Annotated in this window: 17 protein-coding genes; 15 read left to right on the top strand and 2 right to left on the bottom strand. The window is 43.3% G+C overall.

Annotation, left to right across the window (positions count from 1 at the left end; all coding sequences use genetic code 11):
• Nucleotides 1-9 precede the first annotated feature (9 nt).
• On the bottom strand, nucleotides 10-3,483 hold the full coding sequence (locus F597_RS0111695; RefSeq protein ID WP_019539933.1) for a protein O-mannosyl-transferase family: 3,474 nt from the start codon (nucleotides 3,481-3,483) through the stop codon (nucleotides 10-12).
• Nucleotides 3,484-3,927: 444 nt separating this feature from the next.
• Between F597_RS0111695 and ndk the strand changes: the two genes are divergently transcribed.
• The 12 genes from ndk to F597_RS0111635 all read left to right on the top strand — a co-directional run bounded on the left by ndk (nucleotide 3,928) and on the right by F597_RS0111635 (nucleotide 19,146).
• The gene (gene ndk, locus F597_RS0111690; RefSeq protein ID WP_026327385.1) at nucleotides 3,928-4,389 is read left to right on the top strand and encodes a nucleoside-diphosphate kinase; all 462 of its coding nucleotides are present in this window, start codon (nucleotides 3,928-3,930) and stop codon (nucleotides 4,387-4,389) included.
• 49 nt (nucleotides 4,390-4,438) lie between these two features.
• On the top strand, nucleotides 4,439-5,488 hold the full coding sequence (locus tag F597_RS0111685) for a M23 family metallopeptidase (RefSeq protein WP_019539931.1): 1,050 nt from the start codon (nucleotides 4,439-4,441) through the stop codon (nucleotides 5,486-5,488).
• A gap of 170 nt (nucleotides 5,489-5,658) precedes the next feature.
• Complete coding sequence (locus F597_RS0111680) at nucleotides 5,659-6,204, top strand: DUF1599 domain-containing protein (protein ID WP_019539930.1); 546 nt, start codon at nucleotides 5,659-5,661, stop codon at nucleotides 6,202-6,204.
• Between the two features lie 144 nt (nucleotides 6,205-6,348).
• A complete protein-coding gene (locus tag F597_RS0111675) occupies nucleotides 6,349-7,515 on the top strand; it encodes a BT_3928 family protein (protein WP_019539929.1) in 1,167 nt (388 codons plus the stop codon).
• Between the two features lie 145 nt (nucleotides 7,516-7,660).
• Entirely contained in the window at nucleotides 7,661-8,416 is a 756-nt protein-coding gene (gene tpiA, locus F597_RS0111670) for a triose-phosphate isomerase (protein WP_026327384.1), read from the top strand.
• Between the two features lie 232 nt (nucleotides 8,417-8,648).
• On the top strand, nucleotides 8,649-9,182 hold the full coding sequence (locus F597_RS20685) for an SPOR domain-containing protein (RefSeq protein ID WP_019539927.1): 534 nt from the start codon (nucleotides 8,649-8,651) through the stop codon (nucleotides 9,180-9,182).
• Between the two features lie 22 nt (nucleotides 9,183-9,204).
• Nucleotides 9,205-9,777: a GTP cyclohydrolase I FolE gene (gene folE, locus F597_RS0111660; RefSeq protein ID WP_019539926.1), complete on the top strand. Its 573-nt coding sequence runs from the start codon at nucleotides 9,205-9,207 to the stop codon at nucleotides 9,775-9,777.
• A gap of 292 nt (nucleotides 9,778-10,069) precedes the next feature.
• Nucleotides 10,070-11,068: a family 43 glycosylhydrolase gene (locus tag F597_RS0111655; RefSeq protein WP_019539925.1), complete on the top strand. Its 999-nt coding sequence runs from the start codon at nucleotides 10,070-10,072 to the stop codon at nucleotides 11,066-11,068.
• Nucleotides 11,069-11,122: 54 nt separating this feature from the next.
• Complete coding sequence (locus tag F597_RS0111650; RefSeq protein WP_019539924.1) at nucleotides 11,123-12,637, top strand: sulfatase; 1,515 nt, start codon at nucleotides 11,123-11,125, stop codon at nucleotides 12,635-12,637.
• Between the two features lie 826 nt (nucleotides 12,638-13,463).
• Nucleotides 13,464-16,592, top strand: a complete 3,129-nt coding sequence (locus F597_RS0111645) for a SusC/RagA family TonB-linked outer membrane protein (RefSeq protein WP_019539923.1) — start codon at nucleotides 13,464-13,466, stop codon at nucleotides 16,590-16,592.
• A gap of 5 nt (nucleotides 16,593-16,597) precedes the next feature.
• Entirely contained in the window at nucleotides 16,598-18,439 is a 1,842-nt protein-coding gene (locus tag F597_RS0111640; RefSeq protein WP_019539922.1) for a RagB/SusD family nutrient uptake outer membrane protein, read from the top strand.
• 35 nt (nucleotides 18,440-18,474) lie between these two features.
• Complete coding sequence (locus F597_RS0111635) at nucleotides 18,475-19,146, top strand: DUF3823 domain-containing protein (RefSeq protein WP_026327383.1); 672 nt, start codon at nucleotides 18,475-18,477, stop codon at nucleotides 19,144-19,146.
• A 150-nt stretch (nucleotides 19,147-19,296) separates the two neighbouring features.
• On the opposite strand, the gene F597_RS0111630 is transcribed toward F597_RS0111635, so the two are convergent.
• A complete protein-coding gene (locus F597_RS0111630) occupies nucleotides 19,297-20,016 on the bottom strand; it encodes a TetR/AcrR family transcriptional regulator (RefSeq protein WP_019539920.1) in 720 nt (239 codons plus the stop codon).
• A gap of 102 nt (nucleotides 20,017-20,118) precedes the next feature.
• Here F597_RS0111630 and F597_RS22400 point away from each other — a divergent pair, with 102 nt between their 5' ends.
• The 3 genes from F597_RS22400 to F597_RS0111620 all read left to right on the top strand — a co-directional run bounded on the left by F597_RS22400 (nucleotide 20,119) and on the right by F597_RS0111620 (nucleotide 26,311).
• Nucleotides 20,119-20,265, top strand: a complete 147-nt coding sequence (locus tag F597_RS22400) for a hypothetical protein (RefSeq protein WP_019539919.1) — start codon at nucleotides 20,119-20,121, stop codon at nucleotides 20,263-20,265.
• Between the two features lie 128 nt (nucleotides 20,266-20,393).
• Complete coding sequence (locus tag F597_RS0111625) at nucleotides 20,394-22,937, top strand: glutaminase family protein (RefSeq protein WP_019539918.1); 2,544 nt, start codon at nucleotides 20,394-20,396, stop codon at nucleotides 22,935-22,937.
• 353 nt (nucleotides 22,938-23,290) lie between these two features.
• The gene (locus F597_RS0111620; protein ID WP_019539917.1) at nucleotides 23,291-26,311 is read left to right on the top strand and encodes a SusC/RagA family TonB-linked outer membrane protein; all 3,021 of its coding nucleotides are present in this window, start codon (nucleotides 23,291-23,293) and stop codon (nucleotides 26,309-26,311) included.
• Nucleotides 26,312-26,324 lie beyond the last annotated feature (13 nt).

Genomic DNA, 26,324 nt, shown 5'->3' with positions numbered 1-26,324 from the left:
TTTTATCTGTTACTGATCTGACTGCTGGTATTGTTCCAGCAAACGGGGGCTGAATTGCTGCATCATGTTGAGTGCCTTCTGCATAGTCTCTTCTTCCGTAGCCCGGTGTAATGTGTCGTCGGCAGAAGTGGAATAGTATCCGCGTACCGAACCGTCGGTGATCTCTTTTAAAAGGGTATCTCCGACATAGGGAACGCCGAGCGTATAGAAAGTCTGCGCCCGTTGCAGCAGGTCGTCGACCAGTATCGTATATTTCTCCTTATTATATTGTTGATAAATACTTGTGATAAGCATCATAGGATTGATGTTGTTCCAGATCACATCAGAGAGTGAATTCGATAGCTGTACGGTATTTAACCGTACGTACCAGTCGAGGTTCCTGTTCACCCTGTCGCTGATGTCCGCAATAAGCGCCTCGGCTTTCTCTGTCTCGCCCAGGCGGTAATAGGCTCTCGCGAAGAGTAGCCCGTCGGTACCGTAAGCCACTGCCGACGAGGGTATCATCGTGGTGACTTTATCCAGCGCTGTGAGCGCTTTTTCGTTTTCTCCCGCACCGATCAGCGCGTCGACAAGTTGTGTGAAGTAGAGACGGTAGGTGGAAAGCATCCTCCGGCTCGTTTCATCAAGATAGATGTCGGGATTGTTTTCGAGTCCGCCCCATCTGAATTTGTTCACCATGTTGTCGTACGCTGCTTCTATATTTACTCCATCATAAAGAGGAGTTCCCGGGACTACCTGATAGGTGAGTCCGTTGAGCGAGAAGTTACGGTTCTGCAGGTTCATGTACAGGGATGGAGTGATAGTGGTTGCGAAATGGATAGGACGTTGCCAATGGCCGTCGTTGATATTGTCGAGCATCTCCAGGATCATTTGCTCGTTAAAATATACGGCCGACTTCCCTGTCATGTCAATATACATCTTATCGGATGGTTTTGCGGCCAGGCCTTTCCAGTCTACCCGGGCAGTATCCACATTGAGTGCAAGCACATTGCCGGGAATGACGGGCATATCTCCTGTGTTGAACGGATTGGCCGGGCGGGTGTTCTGTCCCGTCCGCAAATTCTCCATGATTTGCGTCAGGGAAAGCGTGTCTTTAAAAGCACCCATATCGTAGTACGACCCGAAAGAAACGGGAGGGACATTGTTATGGCGGAGCACATCTTCTATCTCCTTTTTAGTGATGATATATGCCGCGCTTCCGGCCTTGCCTGAGTACTGCGGGCGAGTCCATCGGATGGGCAGGGGTTCGGACTCATAAGCCGGACGTAACAACTGGTCCACATACCATTCCGTCTGGAGGAAGCTGAGGTTGGTGACCCGCACGTCGGTACGGAAGCCTTCTGTTTCCTGCACGTACCAGAGAGGATAGGTGTCGTTGTCGCCATTGGTGAAAAGGATGGCGTTCTCACCCACGCAGCTCAGATAATTCATGCCGGTGTCCCTTGCCAGGGTCCTTCCCGAACGGTCGTGGTCGTCCCAGGTCTGCGAGGCCATCTGTACAGGGACGCAGAGGGTTGCCACTGTGGCAAGCGCCGTAGCGGCAGTGGTATTCTTTATATATTTCCTTAAGAAGTAGCTGATACCGGCCACTCCCATCCCGACCCAGATGGAGAAGGCATAGAAAGAACCTGCGTAAGCGTAGTCCCGTTCCCTCGGCTCATATGGCGTCTGGTTGAGGTAGAGGATGATGGCCAGACCGGTCATGAAGAAGAGCATGAAGACTATGGCGAAACTCTGTTTTCCCCTCTTTTTCAGTTGTAGCTGGTAAAGGATACCGATAATGCCGAGCAGCAGGGGCAGCATATAGTATTTGTTATGCCCCTTGTTGTCGACGATATCGGGCGCGATATTATCCTGAGATCCCAATCCCAGCACATGCTCATCGAAGAAAGGGATTCCGGTGATCCAGTTGCCGGCGGTAATTTCACCGTGCCCTTGTATGTCGTTCTGCCTGCCGGAGAAGTTCCACATGAAATAGCGCCAGTACATGTGGTTGACCTGGTAGCTGAAAAGGAACTTCAGGTTCTGCCAGAAGGTGGGCTTTTGGTTCAGGTCGGTCACACCTCCCCATTGTTCGTATCCCATGCTATGGTTCCTAAACGACGGATTCCCGGAGTGCGAGTGCATCCTGGGGAGCAACATGGTATTGGTGTATTTATAGTTGATCGATGTCACTTTCTTTTCGTATCGGTCTTTTTGTTCGGGCGAAGTTTTCACTACCGGCCGATAGGACGTACGTTCACTCTCTACAATATACGATCCGTCGGCATTCCTTGCTGGTTGAGAGGCATAAGTAGTTCCATAGAGAAGAGGTCTCTGTCCGTACTGTTCACGGCTCAGCATACCTCCGAGCGAAAAGATATTCTCCGGTTTATTCAGGTCGAGTGGAGGATTGGCGTTTGACCGGATAGGAATCAGTGCATAGGCCGAGAACCCGACCAGAATAACCATCAGGCTTGTGACGGCAAGATTGATAAATTTGACCTCTAATTTTTTATATCTGAATGCAAAATAAGCGCCTGCGGCAATGAGTAGCACCCATAGCCAGGCACTGCTGCCGATGAAAAGGATCCCCGTCATACCCATGCTTAAGAAGAAAGAGGTACGAGCTCTGTTTTCTTTTCCTTTGGGAGACAAAGTCTCATAGAGCGACCATCCGATCACGCCTACCAGAAGAATAAGGTAAACGAACAATCCTGTATGATAAGAAAATCCCAATGAATTCACAAAGAAGAGTTCGAACCAACCTCCCACTTTGGTAAAACCGGGGATGATCCCCCACATTAATATAACGATAAGTCCGAAGGACAACAGAAGGGCCTTGATCCCGCCTTTCCAGTCGGGATTTTCATTCTTCTTGAAGTAGTAGACCAGGACAATTGCCGGGATACACAACAGGTTGAGCAGGTGCACGCCGATTGATAACCCCATGACATAGGCGATCAGTACGATCCATTTGTCGGAATGGGGTTTGTCGGCATTATCCTCCCATTTAAGGATCAGCCAGAACACCAGGGCGGTGAGCATGGATGAGAAGGCGTATACTTCACCTTCTACGGCCGAGAACCAGAATGTGTCGGAAAAAGTGTAGACCAGTGCACCCACAAGGCCGCTGCCGATCACTGCGATCGTTTGGCCCATACTGAGTTCACCTCCCTCTTTTGCAATAATGAGCTTACGGGTCAGATGGGTGATGGTCCAGAAAAGGAACAGGATGGTGAATGCGCTCATCAATGCCGACATGCTGTTGACCATTTTGGCCACCTGCGACGGATCCTGTGCCAATTGCGTGAAGAGATTACCCACCAGCATGAAAATAGGTGCACCGGGGGGATGGCCCACTTCCAGCTTATAGGCCTGGGTGATGAATTCTCCGCAATCCCAGAAACTTGCCGTGGGCTCAATGGTAAGCAGGTAAACCACTGCTGCAACGGCAAATACAATCCAACCTGTAATGTTATTGATAAGCTTGTACCTGATCATTATTCTTTTTTTTGATGATTGATGTATAGTTTCAATTATAACCCGAATCGTGCTGATTGATTGCGAATTTTGGGCAAAGATACTTAAATCTCTTTATTCCGGTTGTGGATTGAAACTCCATTTTATAAGAAGGGTATTAAAAAAAGCAAAATAAGAAAGTAGAGGCAAGTTTAATTTTTTGCCGACAAAAGCTAAAATAATGGTTAATAATTGTCTATTGCGCTTAATATCAGCAAAATATGTTATAAAACATATTTTCATGTAAGTTTCTGTAAATCTGTATGATATGAGCCTGTTTTACTGCTGGTGTGTAAATTCTCCTCAAAAAAAGGGAATAGATTATTTGGATGAGAAATAATAAAAACTTTACTTTGAAAGTGATTTAAAGAAAAAAATCAGTAATTAAAAGGTCGTTTTCATTATAGTTTATCATTTTTATCATTCATGGAGCTTACATTAGTAATTCTAAAACCATCTGCTGTACAGCGCGGAATCATGGGGGAAGTTATCTCCCGTTTCGAAAGGAAAGGAATCCAGATTGTCGGTATGAAGATGGTAGAATTGACTGATGAAATTCTGAGTGAACACTATTCCCATTTGGCCGGAAAATCCTTTTTTGGTCGCGTCAAAGATGCTATGCGTGTAAGTCCGGTGGTAGTGATGGCTCTTAAGGGGCTGAATGTGATAAATGTAGTTCGCGAAATGGCAGGTGTTACAAACGGTAGAGAGGCACAACCCGGTACTATAAGGGGTGACTACAGTATGAGCGTGCAGGAAAATATTGTGCATGCATCCGACTCTCAGGAGACAGCACAAGCCGAGTTGAAGCGCTTCTTCTCTGAGAACGAGATTTTTAATTACTCCCATTATCTCATCCCGTATCTTTATGCGAATGATGAGATATAATGACAAAAGTGTTTTTTAATGGATTATCAAAAAATTCAGTGAAGCAACAATGGAGAGAAATCATTTTTTAGCAAAAGCAGGCACATTATTATCTGCAAGCTTGATGTTCGTAACATTGAACGCATTTTCACAATTGTCTCCGGAATCAAACGGAAATACCAGACCTGACCTCACATACAAACAATTACACAGTTCTACCCTGAGTGAACAGCCGGGGCTTTTTGCCGACGGACTGAAGCTCAAGTTGGATTTGTCTGTCCTGGATGAAGTGGAAGAGGACCGGTTCGAGTTTGATCCCGAAGCCATTCCAGCCGACGATATTTATGGTGGGATGTGGGGAAACAGGTATGTCAATACGTATGGTGACCTGAAAAATGCACCGGATACGTTTATCGTGGATCTGGAGAATTTTACCATGCCGGTGGATGGGTATATGACATCCAATTTCGGGCGGAGAGGCAGCCGCCGTTATCATTACGGCGTTGACCTGAAAGCCCAAACCGGGGATACTATCTATGCCGCGTTCGATGGTAAAATAAGGGTAAAGCAATATGAGCGGAGAGGATATGGGTATTATCTTGTGATACGCCATTTGAACGGACTGGAAACCGTTTACGGACATCTTTCCAAATTCCTCGTGGATGAAAATGATTTTGTACAGTCGGGACAACCAATCGGACTGGCAGGTAATACGGGCCGTTCATTCGGATCGCACCTGCATTTTGAAACCCGCTTCCTGGGTAAACCGATTAATCCCAATTTTATTATCGACTTTCAGAAAAAAGCACCCCATAAGGAGGAGTATTTGGTGACTAATTCAAGTTACAGGAAGACATCCAACAGCAGTAGGGTGGTTGTGAAAAGTAATACGGACAATACTGTTGCCACAGCCAGTGCTTCAACCAACAGGGAACCCGCTAAAAATGCCAATACAAATAAATATGTTTCAGGTGAAGTAAATTACCACAGAATCCAGAAAGGTGATACGTTGGGAGCTATCGCCAAACGCTACGGCACTTCTGTGAATAAAATTTGTTCATTAAATAATATTACCCCCAGAACTACATTGCGTGTAGGTAATTCTATTCGCATTTCATAAATTGTAAACCGGACAGGTAGATTGAAAAAGGTACAGGATAATGAACTTGTGCCTTTTTTTATTACCTTTGTTCGGTTCAATTACATTAGACTATTTCTGCGCTCGGCATAATCAAAGCAAGCTTTGTATCTGCTCTTGCTTAACGAAATAGTTCAATTGCATTAGACTAAATGAAAGTAACCCATCATCAGTTTGACGAAGTACTCGCTATCTGCCGGGGAGTATTCGAGAAGAAGCTACAGGATTACGGAGCCGCATGGCGAATACTCCGTCCCGGTTCAGTGACCGATCAGATTTTTATCAAAGCGAAACGGATCCGTACGCTTGAAACAATGAAAGATAACAGGGTCGATGAAGGTATCTTCCCCGAATATGTAGGTATCGTGAATTATGGTATCGTAGGGTTGATTCAACTGGAATTGGGTTATGTGGATGTGGTGGATATTTCGGCGGAAAAAGCCCTGGAGCTTTACGACCGCTTCGTGGCGGAATCGAAAGCGCTGATGGAGGCAAAGAATCATGATTACGGAGAAGCCTGGAGAAGTATGCGGATAAGTTCCTATACCGATCTCATCCTGATGAAGATACAGCGTACTAAAGAGATCGAAGCTAACGACGGGCAGACTCTTATTTCCGAAGGGATTGATGCTAATTACAAAGATATGATCAATTATGCTGTTTTTGGGTTGATCAAACTGCATTTCGGAGAGGAGTAGGTGGGAAAGTGGGAAAAGTGGAAAGGTCGATTTGATGTGATGATTTACTGATTTGTTGATTTAACGATTTATGGAATTTGAATTGGAAATCAGCGTAGCTAAATCTTGAATTTTGAATCTGGAATCTTTAAATTCTGAAGAAAGATGAGTTCAAAAACCAAAATAGTGAAATTTTTGCTCGAATTGTCACGTATTATTGTCGGGGTGACCTTTGTATTCTCCGGTTTCGTGAAAGCTGTCGATCCACTGGGTTTCACCTATAAGATAGAAGATTACCTGATAGAATTGGGTCTTACAGGGCTTTTTCCGTTGGCTTTACCTGTAGCTGTTTTTATGGTGACGGCTGAATTTGCCTTGGGTGTTTTTCTGTTATTAGGAATTTACAGGAAATGGACTGCCCGGCTGATCACCCTGTTCATGGTTTTCTTTACGCCACTCACCCTGTGGATTGCCATCGCCAACCCTGTGGAAGATTGTGGATGCTTTGGCGATGCATTTACTATCAGTAATTGGCAAACTTTCTATAAGAACGTAATACTGCTGGCAGGAGCAATACTGTTGCTCTTGAAATGGAGGCAGATCACCCCGCTCTTTTCAAAGAAAATGGCGCCTGTGGCAGGGCTTTTGACATTGCTCCTGGGTGTGCTCTTTTCTCTTCATAATGTATACCGCCTGCCGGTCATCGATTTTCGTCCTTACAAGATCGGTGCCAATATTCCACAGCAGATGTTTGTCGACCCGGAGAAGGCAGATGTGCTGGAGACCGTTTTTATCTATAGGAAAGATGGGATAGAGAAGGAGTTTACTGAAGAAAACTATCCCTGGAACGATTCCACCTGGACATTTGTGGATATGAAGACAAAAGTGGTAAAAGAAGGTGAGAAGCCTGCCATTGAAGACTTTGCGGTAGAGGCATTGTATTATGACGAGGCTACCGGTTCATGGGATATTGGGGGCGATATTACCGATATCATCCTTTCCGAACCCTCTTATACTTTCCTGATGGTTGCCTATTCGTTGGATAAGATGAGTCTGAACCATCTTGAACGATTCAGGCAAGTGCACCATTATGCTGAGGAAAACGGATACTCCTTTTACCTCCTCACTTCATCGCCGACCGATGTGGTAGGGGAATGGGAACAACATCACCGTACCGGTTTTCAATTTTGTCATGCGGATGAGCGGGTACTGAAAACAATGATTCGTGCAAATCCCGGATTGATGTTGCTGAAAGAGGGAACGGTAATCAATAAATGGGACGATAGCAGAGTGCCTGGCAGGAGGTGGTTAGATGATAATGTGGGAGAGTAGCTGGATTGACTGGATTGACTGGATTGACTGGGGGACTGGGAGACTGGGGAGACCGGGAGACGAGGAGGTTTGAATTCCAATATCCCAAATCCCAAATCTGAAATAACGTGGCTAAATTTGAAATTTTAATTATATATTTTTTTGTATGAGAAAAAACATTGTAGCAGGTAACTGGAAAATGAATAAAAACCTGCAAGAGGGAGTTGAACTGGCAAAAGAGTTGAACGAGGCGTTGAAGAATAAGATCGTGAACTGTGATGTCGTGATCGGTACGCCTTTTATTCATCTGGCAAGTGTGGTGAATGCCGTTAATACAAACAAGATTGGCGTTGCCGCACAAAATTGTGCTGATAAGGAATCGGGTGCATATACCGGAGAAGTGTCTGCCGCGATGGTAGCTTCTACCGGGGCCAGGTATGTGATTCTGGGACATAGCGAACGTCGTGCTTATTACCACGAAACTTCCGAAATCCTGAAAGAGAAAGTGAAGTTGGCGCTTGCCAACGGACTTACCCCCATCTTCTGCATCGGAGAGGTGCTGGAAGAAAGAGAAGCAGGTAAACATTTCGATGTGGTAAAATCGCAGATTGAAGACTCATTGTTCGAACTTTCCCCTGAAGATTTTGCTAAAATAGTACTGGCTTATGAACCCGTATGGGCAATTGGTACCGGTAAGACAGCTACAGCCGATCAGGCACAGGAGATACATGCTTTTATCCGCAAAACATTGGCTGAAAAGTATGGTCAGGAGATTGCTGACAATACCTCTATCCTCTATGGTGGAAGTGCCAACGCCGGCAATGCAAAAGAACTTTTCTCCAATCCCGATGTGGATGGCGGCCTTATTGGCGGTGCTTCACTGGGAGTAGATAAATTTATGCCCATTATTGAGGCATTCTGAACCGATTAACAGAATTTTACCACAGATCCGCTCCGGGTCTGTGGTATTTCTTTATCTTTGTAAAGTTAATATGACTAATGAGCCAATATCGGGAAGTAGTGCCAATCGGAACGTAGTGAAGATTCCGACTTGACGGGATGTGACTGATCTATTAATGTCTTAATATTGGGTTAATTGGTAATTAGTCATTGGTAATTAGTAATTAATTATTTGTAATTAGTAATTTTGAATAATGAACTATCTCTTTCACTATACAATTCTCCTTCTGTTATTGGTTGTGTTTGCAGACGGAACCTATGCCCAGTCGTCATCACAAAAGAAAGAAATACTGCGGGAACTGAATTCCGTAGTGCCCGGTAAGGGGCGTGTTTCTGTTTATGAGGATGAGAGCATCGCGCATGTGTTAGGACGTCCTATGGCCCCTCCCAGGACTGTATATACCAATGCCGACGGATCGACGCAGTATTACCGGGTACGAGGATACAAGATACAGGCTTTTTCCGGGAATAATCAGCGTACTTCTAAGAATGAGGCGCACCAAAAGCAGCAGCTTATCAATAATATATATCCCGAACTCGAAACAGTTGTCCTTTTTGAATCGCCGTTCTGGCGGTTAAGAGTGGGGAATTTTGAGACCCGAAGCGAAGCCGAAGAGACATTGAAGGAGATGGTGAAATCATTTCCCTCGTTCGGTAAAGAGATGTATATCGTAGTGGATGAGGTGAAGATCCCCGTTCACCAGCAGTACAATGGTGAGCATGAGTAATAGCCTGCAATAGAAAGAACAGATGTCTTCCGAAGAATTAGAAAAAAACAGATTGGTAATTGCTGATCATATGCGGGATATTCTCTCATTATTAGGTGAGGATGGAACCCGCGAAGGATTGATGAGAACGCCGGAACGGGTAGCAAAGGCTATGCAATATCTCACAAAAGGATACTGGCAGGATCCGGAAGCGATTCTGCGTTCTGCTTTATTCAGGGAAAATTACCGGCAGATGGTGATCGTGAAGGATATCGATCTCTTTTCTTTGTGTGAACATCATATGCTGCCATTCTTCGGTAAGGCTCATGTGGCTTACATTCCTGATGGTTATATTACCGGCCTGAGTAAAATTGCCCGGGTGGTTGATGTGTTCGCCCGACGCTTGCAGGTGCAGGAACGCCTCACTACCCAAATCAAAGAATGTATTCAGAAAACATTGAATCCGATGGGAGTGATGGTGGTGATCGAAGCACAACACATGTGCATGCAGATGCGGGGTGTGGAGAAACAGAATTCTATTACCACTACTTCCGATTTCACCGGTGTTTTCCGCGAACAGAGAACGCGTGAAGAATTTATCGCATTGATAAAATAATTAGTATAACCAACTTCCGGTTTGAATTTTTTTACTGAGGCCCCTTCGCTGAATAAATTAAAAATATTATCCCAACTATTTCACAGGCAAATAGTTGGGATTTTTGTAATTTGCCCGGCATGAATGTTAACTCTAGGGTGTAAGTCCCGAACACGTTACTTATTGATGTATTTTTGGTATTTATTGATACGGAAGTTTTAATGCTTTCAGATAAAATAGTATTATTTTTGAACTTCCTGTTCCCAGATAAGATTAATGACAAATGTGATCTTTGTATAAAATATATAACGCTATGAAAATAAAATTTCTGTTTCTTCTTTCACTATTGTATTTGTTTCCTTCATATGCAACCTCCCGGCAGCCTCAGGATATCCGGCAGGAAAAACAGATGATGTTCGGTGACACCTCACGTACCGGCGTACCTTTTTCAAAAGATCCTCATGTAGTTTATTTTGGCGAACGTTATTTGATGTATTATTCCATACCTCCGATGAAGGGAGTAGAGAACTCCGGCTGGAATATAGGAATTGCGGAAAGCGAAGACCTGATCACCTGGGGAAAAATAGGAGAAATCGTTCCTGACCCGCAGGCAGAGTATGAGAGAAACGGATTATGTGCTCCCGGTGCATTGGTAAGGGACGGGATGGTACATCTCTTTTATCAGACTTATGGAAACGGAAGAGATGATGCTATTTGTCACGCTTTTTCAGAAGATGGGATCCATTTTGAGCGAAATGCGACAAATCCGATTTTCAAAGCTGAAGGTGATTGGAATTGTGGTCGCGCAATTGATGCCGAAGTATATGAGTTCAATAATCAATATTATCTTTATTTTGCGACCCGGGATCCCGATTTTAGAATACAGATGCTGGGGGTAGCCGTGGCATCAAAAGAGACCAGCTTTGACAGAGACGATTGGATCCAGCCGGTTGATGCACCTATTCTGTTCCCGGAATTGGCCTGGGAGGGTGAATGTATAGAAGGAGCTTCCATCACTATACAAAATGACAGAATGTATATGTTCTATGCCGGAGCTTACAATAACTGGCCTCAACAAGTAGGAGTAGCGGTCAGCGACGACGGGCTCGTATGGAAAAGGCTGTTTGATGAACCATTCCTGCCTAATGGAAAACCGGGGGAATGGAATGAGAGTGAATCGGGGCATCCCCATATATTTACTGATTTCGATGGAAGGACATACCTGTTCTTTCAAGGAAACAACAATAAAGGAAAGAGTTGGTATATCTCGAATAAAGAGGTTTTTTGGAAAGAGGGCTTACCCTCATTTTGACAATGATTTATAAAATTTTCGTTTCAATAACTCATAATATTGATTGTAAATAAAATGCGTTACCTGAATAAGATATTACTCATTGGAGGAGTAAGTGCTCTTCCCGGCCTGGTGAAAGCCCAACAGGCCAGCGATGAAAAACCCAGGAATATTTTGATGATCCTGGTTGATGATTTAAAACCCAACCTGGGATGTTATGGTGATAAGGTGGCCGTGAGTCCGAATATCGACAGACTGGCCAGTCAGGGTGTCAGGTTTGATATGGCCTATTGTAACCAGGCTGTCAGCGTAGCTTCCCGTTATAATTTGTTAACAGGAGCCCGGTCTACCACCTCGGGCCTCTATGATTTCGGATTTCAACTTCGCGATGTTTACCCTGATGCGGTCACCTTACCGCAATTTTTTATGCGAGCGGGTTATCATGCCGAGGCTATCGGCAAAGTATTTCACGTAGGTCACGGCAATACGAATGACGAAGCTTCGTGGAGTATTCCCCATCATCCGGATAAGCTGATTGAATACCTGTTACCGGAAAGTACCGGTCGCCGGTTGACCCGTGAGGAGGCGCTTTTTGAGAATACCCGGCTTTATTTTCCCGACCTGCCTCCTATCGGACAGTTACCCCGTGGTGCTGCCTGGGAGGCGCCTGATGTAGTTGACGAGGCATATGCTGATGGTCGGGTAGCCAGACATGCAATTGACAGATTGCGGGAATTGAAGAGAAAGCCGGATCAGCCTTTTTTTATGGCTGTCGGTTTTGTCCGCCCTCATCTCCCGTTCAGCGCCCCAAAAAAATACTGGGATATGTATGATCCTGCAAATCTTCCTATGCCCGAATATGAAAAAGATGCAGAGGACGCACCGGAAATGGCAATCAAAAGAGGAGGAGAGATCGATCAGTTTACGCCTATCCCTGCAGGACAATATGTTTTTCCGGATTCATTGACACGCAAATTGATACATGGATATTATGCATCCATGAGTTATATGGATGCCCAGGTCGGTCGTCTGTTGGATGAACTTGAACGGTTGGATATGCTTGATAATACCATTATAGTGCTTTGGGGGGATCATGGATGGCATCTTGGCGACCATGGCTACTGGACAAAGCACACCAACTATGAGCAGGCCAACAGGATTCCGCTGATCGTGGTTGCTCCCGGGTTAACAGTTCAGGGAGGATCAACCGGGCAGCTTGCCGAGACAGTGGATATTTATCCCACCTTGACAGAACTGGCCGGATTAGGAGAACCTGCAACGCCGCAACCTATCGACGGGTTAAGTCTGGTTCCGGTTTTGAAAGATCCGGAAAGAAGAATAAAAGATCATGTCTATCATGCTTATCCTCACGGTGGATATATTGGACGAGCCATTCGTACGGATAGGTATCGCCTGGTAGAATGGAAAAACTGGAATGATCCGACAGATGTAGAATATGAGTTATACGATTACAAAAACGATCCGTTAGAAACAAAGAATATCGCGGAAGTTAAGCAGGATGTAGTTGAGGATCTGAAAGAAATTCTTGCAAGACATCCGGAGGCAAAAAGACTATATCCTAATCAATAGGAGGATTATAATATTTAAGAAAGGGCGACTGATATCAGCATCTGTCGGGTCTGGGTGTGCACTGCCTGTTTCTGGGAAGAAATAGGCAGGGGTAGATGGTTCCTTTGTTTTATTTTATATTGGAAAATTGATAATGAGGAATAGATTGGCAATGTGTAGACAATCAATATATTAAATACCGTTAAAAACATAATGATGAATTTTTGCTATTTTTTGAGATGAAAATGGCATTAATTCTGTAAAAAAAAGAAGACTTTTGCCAAATAAATATAATAATCAAAAGACCTGGTTTTGCAGTTTTTCATTATCTACATTAGACTGAGGTTATAAGTTATTCACATTTTGTAAGTCGTATGTTTGCAACTAAATCCTCCAACTGACGAATGTTTTATGCCCCATAATAGTCCTCGTTCAATAAAGTTAGATATTTGCCCGCCATGGCATAGCTCAAGCAAGCTTGGTTCTGCTCATTTGGCTTAACGCAAATATTCACTAAAAGAGTAGAACCCGCTTCGCTCAGACAACTACTCTTTTTACGTTCAACTCGCACTATGGGTCCCCACAAAATATCTGAATATCTCCGATTTAGTTGCATACATTCCAAATTTACAGGCGAAAATTGAGTAAGTTATTATGTAGAAAAGACCAGACCGTTAAGTAAGTGAAATCTAATTTTTAATTTAAAAAACGCAAAAGTTGTCAATTGTTTCTTGTTTGATGTGAAAGATGAAGTGCAAGATTAAGTGCACTTAAATTGTTGTGTGTTTATTTTTATTTTATAATCTAAACAAAATGAAGGATGAGAAGAAAAGTTTCGTTTAATTTAATGAAAAGTATACTATCCATATTTTTGGGGATAGTATGTTTTAGTGTGTCTGCTCAGAATATTAATGTGAGCGGTACGGTGATTGACACCTATGGTGAACCTCTTGTGGGAGTGACGGTGCAGTTGCAGGGGAAAGCTATTGGTACGGTTACCGATATAGATGGTAATTTTATATTGTCCAATATTGCACCGGATGCTGTGTTGGAAGTTTCTTATGTGGGTATGCGAACTCAGGTTGTGAATGTTAACGGAAGACATACGTTGAGTGTTACTCTTGAAGAAGATTCGGAAGTTTTGAGTGAAGTGGTTGTGACCGGATTTGGATTGGCGCAGAGAAAGGAGTCATTGACATCTGCAATTGCTGTAATTGGTGCCGAAGATATCAGCAGGTCTAAAGCTTCCACTTCATCGGGTGCCCTGGTCGGTAAGATTGCCGGTATCAATTCACGCCAGACGGATGGTCGCCCCGGCTCTACTACCAATATCCAAATACGAAATATGGGAAGGCCATTGTTTGTGATAGATGGTATACAGTCAGACGAAGGTCAGTTCAACAATATTGACTTCAATGATATCGAATCAATATCAGTGTTGAAAGATGCTTCCGCATCTATATACGGTGTGCGTGCTGCCAACGGGGTAGTTGTGGTAAATACCAAGAAAGGGTCACGTAATACCAAGAATACAGTGACTTTGAATGCTTATTACGGAATGCAGAGCCTGTATGATTTTCCAAGACCGGCAGATGCTGTTACCTATATTAAAAATTATATACAGTCTGAAACTGTCCAGGGACGAACTGATTACAGGTATACCAAAGAAGACTATCAGAAGTGGCAGCAGGGTACCGAGAAAGGATATGTACCTTTTGACTGGTATGATTACATTTGGGAAACATCACCGCAGACCTACATTAACGCGAATGTATCCGGTGGATCAGATAAAATAAACTATTACCTCAGTGTGGGGAATCTGAACCAGGATGCCATTATCGTAAATTATGGAGGATTCAACCGTACCAACGTGCAAATGAATGTGAATGCCAACATCACGGATCGTTTGAAAATTGGTGGGGGAATGAACGGCCGTATCGAGAGGCGTGTAAATCCCGGCGTACCCGGTGGAGATGATTATTGGTTGCCACGCTTTGGTACGTTCCGTAACCTGCCTACCAGAAGGCCGTTTGCAAACGATAATCCACTTTATCCGACCATGACTTCCACAGAAGCAGGAACTAATTTTGCCTGGTTAAATTACGATTTATCCGGAAAATATGAGGAAGCCTGGAGGGTTGTACAGTTGACTTTCGATGCTGAATATGAGATTATGGATGGTTTAAAGGCTCGTGCTTTGGCAAGTTATTACCTGGCAAATCAAAAGTTGGATAACCAGGAATATACTTATAAGTTGTATGATTACGACGAAAAAACAGATACCTATCCGGTGATGTTTGAAAATACCAATCCCTGGAGAGAAAGGCGGCAAGGTTATAATGAAGAGGTGACCTCTAATATTCAGTTGTCTTACAATAAGAGATTCGCCGATCACAATATCGCCGCAGTGCTTGGTTTGGAAGCCATTAAACGTGATGAACCCTCAACATGGGTACACTCAATTCCTACGTCTAACGCCCTGCATCTGATCGATTACGAGACCATGGATACTTATGATGACAGAGGCAATAATACACAGGCTCGGTTAGGTTACATGGGACGTATCAACTATGATTTTGCCAATAAATACCTGGTAGAATTATCCGGACGTTATGACGGCTCATGGAAATTTCCACCAAACCACCGCTGGGGATTCTTCCCTTCAGGTTCTTTTGGATGGAGAATTTCTGAAGAAAATTTCTGGCGTGACAGCAAGGTATCCGGGATATTCAGTGATCTGAAACTGAGGGCGTCTTATGGATTGGTTGGAGATGACAATGTGAGCGGTTATAATCCATTTGACTATATGAGCGGATATAATTACAAACAATACCGAAATAATAATGGAGATTGGGTCGGTACTGCCTCCTCCGTGATTGACGGAGTATATACGATAGGTACGCAACCCCGTGGCCTTCCCGTTACAACACTCTCATGGATTAAGGCTCGAATCCTGGACGTGGGATTGGATGCCAGCTTCCTGGGCGGAAAACTCTCTGGTTCTTTCGACTTCTTCCGTCGTATGCGTACAGGATTACCTGCCTCAAGGTATGACATTTTATTGCCATCGGAAGTAGGATTCAGTCTGCCAAGTGAAAATTTGAATTCGGATATGCACATGGGATATGATTTTGCTACTAACTGGAGCGATAAAATAAATGAATTGACTTATTCCATTGGAGCCAATGTGACCTATTCCCGTTTTTATGATTGGGAACAATATAAACCCCGTTTCAGTAACTCATGGAATGTATACCGGAATTCCATTAACCATCGTTTTGGATACCTTAACTGGGGATTGGAAGCTGACGGACAGTTCCAGAGCTGGGAAGAGATTGCATCGTGGCCGATCGATAACGACCGACAGGGTAACAGGACACTCCGTCCGGGTGATATAAAATACAAGGATGTGAATGGCGATGGTGTTATTAACGGGATGGATGAGCGTCCGATAGGTTATCGCCAGGATTCTACACCTGTTTTAAACTTCGGATTGAATTTTTCATTCTTATGGAGAGGATTTGATCTTGCATTTGACTTGACAGGTGGTGGCATGTCTACCTGGTATCAGGAGTGGGAACAGAGAAATCCATTCCACGATGGAGGAAACAATCCCCAGTATTATATGGAAGATACATGGCGCCTTACCGATATTTGGGATGCCAATAGTGAACTGATCCCGGGTAAATATCCCATGTTGTTAATCGGTAATAGCAGCCATAGTAATTACTGGAACAGTACTTTCTGGAAGAAAAACGTGAGATATATCAAAGTAAGGAATCTTGAGTTTGGCTATACGGTTCCCAAATCCATTGTAAATAAAGCTTCCATATCCGATCTGCGTTTGTATCTTGCGGGACAGAACCTGTTTGGATTGACCAACTTAATTAATGTTGACCCGGAAATCCAGGATACAAATGGTTTGGCATATCCGACTATGCGGATTATTAACGTTGGTTTAACTCTCAAATTCTGAAAATTATGAAGATAAAAAATATATTCGTAGCCTTGGCTATAATTCTTTTCTCGTTCAACAGTTGCAGCGATTTTCTGGAACGGGAACCTGATACCATCTTATCGGATGATCAGATATTCGGAGATGCTGTAATGATCAAATCTGTACTTTCCAATTTTTATGGCAGAATAACCTGGGGACAGCATATAGATGACTCTTATCCGTATACTATTCTGGATGAAGCTTCCAAATCGGATGGAGGTCCGGATACCCGTCAGGATTTTGAAAATGATCGTTGGCGGGTATATGACTATACGTTACTCCGCAATTTGAACCAGTTCCTAAAAGGGGTACGCGCATCGACTGTGTTGGATGACGAAACCCGGAATCAGTTGGAGGGTGAAGCCCGGTTTATCAGGGCATGGCTCTATTTTAATATGGGACGGGGAATGGGTGGTATGCCTATTATTGGTGACGAGGTGTTTGAATACACGCCCGGTATGGATATTACTACAATGCAATATGCCCGTTCCACTGAGGCTGGCCTCTATGACTATATCATTTCCGAATGTGAAGCCATTAAAAATTTCCTGCCGACAGATCCTTCTACTAATGCCGCAAGGGCCACCAAATGGGCTGCCTTGATGTTGAAAGCCCGTGCTGCCGTCTATGCCGGTTCAATAGCAAACTATAACAACAAAATGACTGCTCCGGTCCGGACTACCGGTGAGGAAGTGGGCATTCCGGCTGATTTGGCAGCAGGCTATTATGGAACTGCACTTGCAGCTGCTGAAGAGGTGATAGCCAGTGGCAAATATGAATTACAGCTGACTAAACCTGACGATAGGGGACGTAATTTCTATGAAGCCCTTTCGGTAAAAGAGAATAATAAAGAAGTGATCTGGGCACGTGATTACAAATACCCCGGACAAACGAACGGATTCACACAATCTAATATTCCTGCTTCGCATGCAGAAGATATCGACCGTGCATATGCAGGCCCAATATTGAATCTGGTGGAGGATTTTGAATATATCAATGACCGGAACGGACAAATCAGGACGAAAGAGGCTAACGGGGATTATGTTTATTATGACAATCCGGAAGATGCCTTTGCCAATAAAGATCCACGTTTATGGGGTACTGTTATTTATCCTGGTGCTATCTTTAAAGGTACGCCTGTAGTATTACAAGCCGGACAGAAATATTTGAGAGATGGAAAATGGGAAATAAGAACCAGTGAACCGGGTGAAAGAGATAATAATGACGTTCTTATCACATCTGTGAATGGTCCGACAACTACCAACAACCAATTTGTGAATAAATCAGGTTTCTTCTTCCGCAAATTTATGGATGAAACACCCAGTGCCTCTACCCGCGGACGCAGGAGCGAAATGTGGTTTCCCCGATTCCGTATCGCGGAAGCTTATATGATCGCTTCTGAAGCGGCACTTGAACTGGGACAATCAGGAAAAGCTTTGACATATATCAATGCAGTGCGTAATAGAGCCGGCATACAAGAACTTGCAACTGTAACCTTCAATGATATCGTTCGCGAGAGAAGGGTGGAATTTGCTTTTGAAGATCATCGTTATTGGGATTTGAAACGTTGGAGGCTGGCGCATCAAATCTGGAATGGAAACGGACAAAATGAGTATGTTGGTCAACAGTATGCCCAACAGATGGCTTTATTCCCTTATCTGATTAATGATCCCGGTAATCCCAACAATGGTAAATGGGTTTTTGATAAGTTCCCCACACACATGTCGCCTTATCCAAGACGTTTCGAGATGAGGAACTATTATAATTTTATTGATCAGGGATGGATTAATAATAATCCTAAATTGGTAAAGAATCCTTATCAATAAAAATTCAAATTGTAAATTTGTAAACGATGATAAATATGAGACTTTATAAATATTTCGTAATAATAATGGCAGCGGCTACACTTACCGCCTGTGGATTTGATAACTATGATGCTCCTCAATCGACATTGCAGGGCAAAATAACATACAACGGAGAGACATTGGGATTACGCGGTACCGGGGAAGCGATACAGTTGCAGCTTTATCAGGACGGGTATGAACTGAGAGATCATATACGGGTGTATGTGAAGCAAGACGGTACTTTTCAGGCAACACTGTTTGACGGTGAATATAAATTAGTAACCAGAAACCAGAATGGACCCTGGGTGAATACGCGGGACACGCTTGTCGTCAATCTCAAAGGATCGACCAATGTGGAAGTAAAAGTAACTCCCTATTTTACCATATCCAACGAAAGCCTGTCTCTTAGCGGTTCTGTGTTGAATGCAACCTTCAATGTAACCCAGATTGTGAATACGGCTGAAATAGACTATGTTTGTTTATTGGTCAGCAAGACCTCTTTTGTGGATGATGTGTCTTATCTTGCCCGTAAGGATTTCACAGATCTACAGGCTGGTACATTAAACTTGTCAATGGATATGTCCGGTAATAATAATTTTACTTCTGCTAAACATCTCTATGCAAGAGTAGGTGTAAGAGCCAAAGGTGCAGACCAGGCCATTTATTCCAAAGTTGTTCAATTGAAATAAAATAAAATCAAGAAACGAGGGTTGTAATGCAAAAAAATTACAACCCCTCGTTCGTTTTACTATTTTAATAATAAAATAAAAAACTGATCTCTAATTTTAAAAAAAAGTTATCGTTTTTTCCTGGACAGTATCAAAAAGCGATATAAAAACTTAAAGTTTTTGTAAAACAGTTTTTGGCACTTTCGTACATTCTGTAATAATATCACTTTCAATTCCTTTTTCTCTCATTTTCTTTGCAACTTCCAGTATTTTGTTGTCAAATGGCGACATGTTATCGAAGAAGAAATTTCCCATAAATTCGATTGCTTTGCATATTTTTCCATGTCCCTCCTCTGAATTTACATCTATACCGGCGAAAGGAGTTAAGTTTGCATGCAGCACAAGATAATAGATGCCTCCGATAATTAATGCTGAAATGACTTCTATCTCGAACGGGGCGTTTTTGAAAATCTCTTTGTATTTCTCGACTAAGGGGATTGTATGAAATTCTCTTAATCCTGCAGTACGTCGGGTCGTATCATTATGGTTGGAAATTTCCCAACGGAGTAACTGCTGCATCACCTTGTTCTCTTTTAAAGAAATGAAAAGATTCTTTATTATATGAAGATATTCCTCTTTATCGTTAATTTCCCCATCAGTTTTGGCGACATTCGTAAACCAATAGTCATATTTTTTTACAAATTCATCGATGTAATCTTCAATATTGCTATATCTGTTATAGAATACAACTGCTTCAATTTTTGCTTCTTCGGCAATGTTCCTTACTGTTACGTTTGTAAACCCTCCGGATTCGATCAGCGCAATAGCCGCTTTATTTATTATTTCGTCTATTTCTTCTTTTGATCTTCTTTTTCTTCGCTTAGTTGACATCTCGATAGATAATATTAAAATGCACCAATAATATTCTTGCTAACATTAATGTATAGACCAATTTGTCCATCGAATTTCGGTGACTTCCCATTTTCGACATAATTGCGAATATTAGCTTCGCTCGTCCCAACCATCGATGAAGATCGTACCGATCGCAGTAACTACAAGGTATTTGCTGAATTCTCAGGAGGGGAGACCGGTGGTGTTATCAATACGCAAATTCCGGATGAAGACCAGGCCATTGAATAGTAAATGACGAGTGTTACATAGGAGTTCTCTGTAAAAAGGGGGCTCCTGTGTACTTATTTCTTTATCTTTGTGGTAGCTTTGCATGAATAATTTTTCTAATAATTTAATTCTTTTAATCTCAGGAACGTATGAACAATAAATTTTTAGCGGTACTACTTTTATCAACTTTCATTTTATATGCATGTCAGCAAAATACATCCACAATCAATATAGTTTCCACCGATCTTATCACTGGGCTCCGTGCACCGGCCTATCCACTGGTTACGGTGGATCCTTATTTTAACGCATGGTCATATACCGATAATCTCTATGATGACCAGCCCCGCCATTGGACCGATAAAGGGTTTCCGTTGTTGGGAGCCTTAAGAGTGAATGGCGAAGTGTATAGGTTTATGGGAAAAGAAAGTCTGCCGTTGAAACCGCTTCTTTCAACGGTCCGTGAAGAAAAATGGGAAGGCAAATATACTTTTGATGAACCTGCGGGAGAAGGATGGAAGAGCCTGGAATTCAATGATGTATCCTGGCAAACGGGTAAGGCTGCTTTCGGCACGCCAAATGAACCCCATCTCTCCACTCTTTGGGAAACAAAAGATATTTGGGTAAGACGTACGTTCAATCTGGACGAAGACTTGAGCGGTAAAACCATCTATCTGCACTATTCGCACGACGATGATTTTGAGCTGTACATTAACGGGATCCCGGTTGTAAAAACCGGCTACACGTGGAAGTACAACGTGATAGAGGAACTTTCAGAAGAGGTGAAAGCTACACTCAGAAAAGGAGAGAATATCATTACCGCCCATGGTCATAACAGAACAGGTGGAGCCTATGTGGATTTCGGCCTGTATGAGAAAGAAGAGAATAAGGTATCGTTTGAACGTACTGCAGAGCAGAAATCGGTAAGCCTGCTGCCTACGCAAACCGTTTATACGTTTGACTGCGGCCCGGTAGAACTGGATGTAATCTTTACCACACCCCTACTTCTGAACGACCTGACACTTGTTTCACGGCCGGTAAGTTACATCACTTATCAGGTAAGATCTAACGACGGAGCATCGCATGATGTGCAGGTCTATTTTGAGGCAACCCCTCAGTGGGCGGTACACGATGATAGCCAGCCGGTCAATTTTGAGAAGATCGAAAAAGAAGGAAGAACCTTCCTCAAAACCGGCACCGTTGAACAACCCATGCTCCGGAAGAGTGGTGACGCCGTGCGCATCGATTGGGGGTATTTTTATCTGACCGGTACCGGTAATGACGGCGCAACCCTGAATTTCGGTGATAATTGGGATACCAAGGAAGCCTTTCAAACGACCGGACAGATCTCCGGGGCATTGGCCCAAGAACTTTCCGCAAATATGACGCAAGAGATGACGGTACTCGCTTACAGCCGTGATCTGGGTGAAGTGACATCCGAAAAGAGAGCCGGATTCATTATGCTGGGTTACGATGATATCTACTCCATACAATATTTCGGGAAGAACCTGAAAGGTTACTGGACTAACGACGGAACTGTGGATATTTTCCAGGCGTTCAAAAGTGCGGAAATTGACTATATATCGATCCTGGAACGTTGCGATGATTTCAACCGGACCATGATGGCGGATGCCGAAAAGGCAGGAGGCAGGAAATATGCCGAACTGGCTGCGCTGGCTTACCGGCAGGCAATTGCAGCCCATAAGTTAGTGAAGGATGAAAACGGAACACTCCTGTTCCTGTCGAAAGAGAACAATAGCAACGGTTCTATCGGTACGGTAGACATAACCTATCCCTCCTCTCCCTTATTCCTGCTCTATAACCCCGAATTGGTAAAAGGGCTGATGAACCATATTTTCTATTACAGTGAAAGTGGAAGATGGACTAAACCCTTTCCCGCACATGATATAGGTACCTATCCCCTTGGTAATGGTCAGACTTACGGAGAGGATATGCCGGTAGAGGAGGCTGGTAATATGTTGATCTTGACGGCTGCCATTGCCGAAATGGAAGGAAATGCCGGTTATGCCGCCCAACACTGGGATGTGCTGACCACCTGGACCGATTATCTGGTTGAGGAAGGATTGGATCCCGATGATCAGCTCTGTACCGATGACTTTGCTGGACATCTTGCCCATAACGCGAACCTCTCTGTCAAAGCGATCATGGGAATTGCTTCCTATGGGAAACTGGCTTCGATGCTGGAGAAAACCGATGTGTCGGAAAGGTATTTGAATATCGCTGCTGAAATGGCTGTGGAGTGGGAGAAGATGGCCCGCGACGGCGATCACCACTATAAGCTCACTTTCGATCAGGCAGGTACCTGGAGTCAGAAATATAATTTAGTGTGGGATAAATTGTTAGGGTTTAATGTTTTTGATCCGGAAATTGCCCGGAAAGAAATGGCTTATTATCTCACTAAACAGAATGAATATGGCTTGCCTCTGGACAATCGGGCCACGTATACCAAATCGGACTGGATCATGTGGACGGCGACTCTTACAGGTGATATGAATGATTTTAATGCATTGGTCGATCTCGTCTATAAATATGCGGATGAAACTTCGTCCCGTGTACCTGTCAGCGACTGGCATGATACGGTGACCGCAGAAAGAATGAACTTTAAAGCCCGCTCCGTGGTCGGCGGATATTTTATGAAGATGCTGGAACAGAAATTATTGGAGAAAGGTAAATAGTAATTATCTGTAAAATAAAATATAAACCCCAAAAGTTGGTGAAATTTTTGGGGTTTATCATGTTTGAGGATATCGGCATTCCTGTGTATTCCTTAAACAATTATTAATCATGTACATGTGAATTTATGATAAATTTTTAATACATTTTGAGACGATTATGACATGACAAGTGTAAAGAAGAAGGTTCTTTTGCTAATATAATAATTGCAAAAAATGAAAGGCGAGGCATTAATCTATTCCATCCGGAGGAAATCCATTTATTTCTTCAAACAATAGAGAAGATAAGCGTCTGATTAGCACTTATTTTTTGTAAATCTTTTTTACTTAATTCATAATCTAAACAAAATGTGAGAATGAAAAAACAAATTTTCAATTTATCGAATGGGGTTTTGTTCGTACTGATGTGGACATTATCCTTATGTTTGTATGCACAGGGAATTACCGTAAGAGGTGTGGTTACTGATACCAAAGGAGAACCACTGATCGGCGTAACAGTGCAGGTAGAAGGTACATCTACCGGAACCGTAACTGATATAGATGGTAATTTTACCTTGCAGAATGTGCCTTCAAATGCAACATTGGAAGTATCCTATGTAGGAATGACAACGCAGGTTGTCGCTCTTAACGGAAGAACATCCGTAAGCATTACATTAGAAGAAGATGCAGAACTGTTGGAAGAGGTAGTAGTCATCGGTTACCAGACAATCCGTAAGGCCGACCTGACAGGATCTGTTTCCGTATTTAATCCTGACGAGATGAAAAATACGATCGTAACCGGTACGGTGGGTGACGCATTGGGTACTCTTCCCGGGGTAACCGTACGTACTGCCGGTGCACCGGGTAGGGAAGGAAAAGTGGAAATTCGTGGTACGGGTACATTTGGAAATAGTACTCCACTGTATGTTGTCGATGGGGTTGTCTCCGGTGCAAACCGGGATTTCAATTTTAACGATATTGAAAGTATTCAGGTATTGAAAGATGCATCAGCAGCAGCTATTTACGGATCAAGAGCCGGTAACGGGGTAATTATTATTACCACCAAACAGGGGAAGGAAGGCAAAATGAAGATTGATGTATCTTCGCGTGCCACCATGCAATGGTTACCCAGATACAACCTCACGAACCGGGATCAATGGATTGAGCTGAACGACTTGGCTTTTGCCAATGCCGGACGGCAGCCGGCCAACCATTTCGATGGAAATACCGACTGGCAGGAAGAGGTATTTAAGACCGGTATCGTACAGGATCACAATATATCTTTCTCGGGGGGTAATAGCGGTAGCCGCTATTTTATTTCAGGTAACTACCAGCACAATTCCGGGACAACTATTGGGACCCAAAGCGAACGTTTTACTTTGCGGTCAAATACCTCGGCTACACGTGATTTTGGGGACAATGTTACGTTCCGTATCGGGGAAAATATTACGTTAAGCCATTTTGCTGTAGATGAACTGAATACGAATCCTATTGTCGATGTATATCGTATGCTCCCCACCATTCCTGTTTATGATGAGAACAATGCAGCCAGGGGTGGATATGGTTACGGTGATGGAAGCAGGGATGTTACTTTTGGAACAAATCCTTTTGCAAAGGAAGATTTTGAAGATACCAAAAACAGCAACTTACGCGTCAGGGGAAATCTCTTCACTGAACTTGAATTGCTGAAAGCCTTGAAATACAGGTTTAATCTCGGATTTGATTTCAGTAATGACAGACATTCTTATTTACGGAAAGAAGGCTATTGGACATACAACCAACCCTATGACCCTTCTTCTTTAAATAAAAACCAGGCTCAATACCAGGGATTGGTATTTGATAATACGCTGGAGTATAACAAAAAATTTGGCAAACACGATATCTCTGCGGTATTGGGTACAAGCTATTTTACCTCCACCTATGAGCAAATCTGGGGAACAAAGAACGATGTGTTGATGACGAGCGATGGTCGCTATTTTGATACGCTTGATGCAGCGCTTTCAAATCCAAAGACAGGAAATTACAGGGACTTACAGAAATTATTTTCGGTATTCGGCCGTGTAAACTATAACTACGACGAAAGGTATCTGTTGAGTTTCACTATGCGTCGCGACGAGTCTTCTAAATTTTCGCCTGACAACAGGGTAGGATATTTTCCTTCCGTATCGGCAGGGTGGAGGATCAGTAATGAAGATTTCTTTGAATCTTCCTGGATAGACGATCTGAAGATAAGGGCCAACTACGGGGTGCTGGGTAATTCAAATATCGGTGTATGGGATTGGGTGTCATTTATTACCACATTCCCTCAGGCTGTCTTCGGAACAGGCCAGAATGTACACACCGGTATGACGCAGATCAGACTGGCAAATAATGACTTAAAGTGGGAAAGGCTGACTCAGTTGAATGTCGGATTCGATGCCATGTTGCTTAATAACAGGTTGAATCTTGCAGTAGATTACTTCCTGAAAGAAACAAAGGATGTACTGGCTCCTATGCAGATACTGATGGTGACCGGCAATAACGGTGGAAATCCTTATGTGAATGCTGTTACCCTGCAGAATACCGGTGTGGAACTTTCTGCTACCTGGCGCGACAGGATAAATAGCGATTTTGGTTATAGCATTAATGTAAACGGTTCTTTCCTGAAGAATAAGATCACGGAGATTGCCTATAATTTGAAACAATTCACTCAATGGGATACGAAATCTCTTCCCGGAGAGCCGATAGGCGAATGGTATCTGATCAAAACAGATGGGTTATTCCGTACCCAGGAAGAAGTATATGCCCATACCAATAGTGAAGGGAAAATCATTCAACCCGATGCCAAACCCGGTGATGTGAAGTATATAGACTACAATGATGACGGAATAATAACCGATGACGACAGGCAGCACTGCGGATCTACCATTCCGAAATTCGAGTTAGGCATGAATCTTGGTTTTGAATACAAAAACTTCGATCTTCAAATCCAGATGGGAGGCGCGTTCGGACATAAATCGTTCAATGGCCCGAGAAGCGCGTTCGACCGTTTTGACGACAATTCGAATTACCGCGTGAGTTACGACCCATGGACTCCGGAAAACCCGAATGCCAAAGATCCACGTCCCATTTATGCTGATTCCCGTAATGTGCGAGGCAATCAGGACCGCTGGTTAGAGAACGGAAGCTATCTCAAAGTAAAACAGATGGCGTTGGGATATAACCTGCCGAAATCAATGCTTGGCAGTACGTTCAGTAATATTCGTGTATATGTAAATGCACAGAATCTGATCACATTTACTTCTTATACGGGATTGGATCCTGAGTTCCTCAATACCAATATCTGGGATCGCAGCTATGATGGCGGATATTTCCCAAATCCCTACGGAGTAACTTTTGGAGCACAAATATCATTCTAACCCTCAGAAAACT

Origin of the sequence: Proteiniphilum acetatigenes DSM 18083 (assembly GCF_000380985.1) — a bacterium.
Taxonomy (GTDB): domain Bacteria; phylum Bacteroidota; class Bacteroidia; order Bacteroidales; family Dysgonomonadaceae; genus Proteiniphilum; species Proteiniphilum acetatigenes.
The sequence above is the reverse complement of the archived record's forward strand: the minus strand, read 5'-3'. Positions and strand labels throughout refer to the sequence as shown.